3 protein-coding genes are annotated in these 2,402 nt (G+C 53.7%); 2 read left to right on the top strand and 1 reads right to left on the bottom strand.

What is annotated here, in order from left to right:
- The first annotated feature begins 333 nt into the window (after nucleotides 1–333).
- Together ACO6BQ_RS12380 and ACO6BQ_RS12375 are read left to right on the top strand one after the other, a co-directional pair.
- A complete protein-coding gene (locus ACO6BQ_RS12380) occupies nucleotides 334–1,293 on the top strand; it encodes an L-lactate dehydrogenase (RefSeq protein ID WP_489121409.1) in 960 nt (319 codons plus the stop codon).
- Nucleotides 1,294–1,440: 147 nt separating this feature from the next.
- Nucleotides 1,441–1,794, top strand: coding sequence for a winged helix-turn-helix transcriptional regulator (locus tag ACO6BQ_RS12375; protein WP_489121406.1), 354 nt, complete (start codon nucleotides 1,441–1,443; stop codon nucleotides 1,792–1,794).
- A gap of 282 nt (nucleotides 1,795–2,076) precedes the next feature.
- Here ACO6BQ_RS12375 and ACO6BQ_RS12370 read toward each other — a convergent pair whose 3' ends face one another.
- Nucleotides 2,077–2,364, bottom strand: coding sequence for a type II toxin-antitoxin system YafQ family toxin (locus ACO6BQ_RS12370; protein ID WP_489121415.1), 288 nt, complete (start codon nucleotides 2,362–2,364; stop codon nucleotides 2,077–2,079).
- Nucleotides 2,365–2,402 lie beyond the last annotated feature (38 nt).

Below are 2,402 nucleotides of genomic sequence, written 5' to 3'. Positions count from 1 at the left end.
TTCGGACAAAAAATCTACGCCAATCTGACGGACTTCATTTTATCAGCGATTCCTATAGCACGAAAATATTTATCTGTGAACTGTCGTTTCACATTGACCCATCGACAATAAAAACCATGCTGTATACACGTCAAATCTCGTCAAAAATCCATTGACAATGATTCCCTGTGGTGCTACTATGATGGTGCAGGAAATCCTGCGGCAATGTCCTACTGAAAAGAAGTGCAGTCCATCATGAATCGGCTGGTTTCCACACAGTTCGTCATGAGTCCATAGCGTCCAAGCGCATCCCATTGTGTTTGGACTTTTTTGCATTTTTAGGGGGTAATCGTTATGTCGGTCAACAGGGGAAAAGTTGTCATCATCGGAACGAGCAACGTCGGCTCTGCCGTGCTCAACAAAATCGCGGATTTCCAGCTCGCCTCGGAGATCGCGCTCATCGATCTTGACATGGACCGCGCACGCGGTGAGGCACTGGATACCAGTCACGCCATGTCCTCACCGTACTGCACGAACATCAAGATTCATCCGGGAACGTACGAGGACTGCCGCGATGCGGCCTTCATCGTTATCACGGCGGGACCCTCTATCCTGCCGGGCGAGACACCCGACCGTCTGAAGCTCGCGAGCACGAACACGAAGATCATGCGCTCCATCTTCTCCGAGATCGTGAAATACACGAAGGAAGCCATGGTCATCATGATTACGAACCCGCTCGATGTCGCGACCTACGTCGTCTCGACCGAGTTCGACTATCCGCGTGCAAAGATTCTCGGCACGGGCACAATGCTCGAGACCTACCGCTTCCGCTACATCCTCGCCGAGCACTACGCGATGGATCCGAAGAACATCCACGGCTACGTCCTCGGAGAGCACGGCAACGATGCCTTTGTCGCGTGGTCAACGATCAACTGCGCGGGACTTGGCATCGACCATCTCGACGAGTATTTCCATTTTGAGAAAAAACTCGATCGCCACGATGTCGAGCGGGGGCTCATCCAAACCGCATACGATGTCATCAACCTCAAAGGCTTCACAAATACGGGCATCGCGATGGTCGCCTGCCGCTTCATCAAGGCGATCCTCTACAACGAGCATACGATTCTGCCCTGCGCCGCCGTCATGAACGGAGAGTACGGCATGAAGGACGTGGCACTCTCCATCCCTCGCATGATCGCGCAGGACGGCGTCGTGCGGTCATTTGAAGTGCGTCTTGCAGACGATGAGATGGACAAGCTCTGCCGTGCACAGAAGAGTGTCCGCGCAGCGCTTGACGGCGCGGGCGTGAAGTAAGCCTCGTGAAGCTTGACGAATACGGTATCCCTGTCCTATAATGAACACTGAGAGAGGTGTTCTGCATCCGAAATGAAAAGAGCCGCCCGAATCTGCATAGGGCGGCTTTTCTGATGTGTATGAGGTTGGCAAAGGAGTGAGCCTTGTATGGAGCATGGGAGCTGTATGCCGCAGGGGACGGAGGTCGTGCAGACGGGATTTCACTACACGCTGTCCCTGATCGGCGGCAAGTACAAGATGGCGATTCTCTATCTGCTCGCTGAGCATGGCGTGCTTCGCCACAATGCGATTCATCGGCGGATTGCGGGCATCCCGTACAAGACGCTCGCCGCCGTGCTGAAGGAACTCGCAGCGGACTTGCTTGTCGTACGGGCGGAGTACCCGCAGGTACCGCCCAAGGTGGAGTATGCCCTTACGGAGCGTGGGCGGTCGCTTATCCCGCTCCTGCACAGCATGTGCGACTGGGGCGAGCAGCACAGGAACGACACGGACTTACGATAACGCCGTCACAAAACGCGCGTAGTTCTCCGCGCTCCACATTAATCCGGCCGTCGGGATAGCATGCGGCAAGCGTGTGGATCGTACAGAGGTCAGGATGTTTGTGCAGCTCCGTCAGCCATCTCTTGTTGATGACGGACTCTTCGAGATTCGGGTGCGCGGCGATAATCAATGTCTTCATAAAGAAAACCTCCATTTCTATCGTTGCATGATAGCGCATGGAGGGATGGGGCACAAGAACGCACTTTTTCGTGGGGTACTTACGTCTGGGGAAGTGCTCTGTTTTTACATTTTGAACAGGTCGCTGTGTGTCCCTGTGCGGGGTAGGTAGAGCAGCAGTGTGTCATCGGAAATTTCATAGATGAGCAGCCAGTCCGGTGTGATGTGACATTCCCGACAGCCTGCGTAATCTCCCGTGAGCGCATGATCACGATGTTTTTGTGCGAGATGTTCGCCATTTGCCAATTTCTTGATGACAGCGGTCAACAGCTCTGTGTTATAGCCACGCCTTGCGATACGTTTCAAGTCCTTCTGAAAGCGAGAAGTTGGTCGAACTGTATAGGAAGCACTGATAAATTCAGCCACGCCATCTTGACGTATCTTTTTTGCCC

The sequence above is a fragment of the Centipeda sp. (in: firmicutes) genome, from assembly GCF_057271695.1.
The sequence above is the reverse complement of the archived record's forward strand: the minus strand, read 5'-3'. Positions and strand labels throughout refer to the sequence as shown.

Coding starts and splice junctions, on each gene's coding strand:
- ACO6BQ_RS12375 (WP_489121406.1), top strand. CDS start 1,441: ATGGAGCATGGGAGCTGTATGCCGCAGGGGACGGAGGTCGTGCAGACG.
- ACO6BQ_RS12380 (WP_489121409.1), top strand. CDS start 334: ATGTCGGTCAACAGGGGAAAAGTTGTCATCATCGGAACGAGCAACGTC.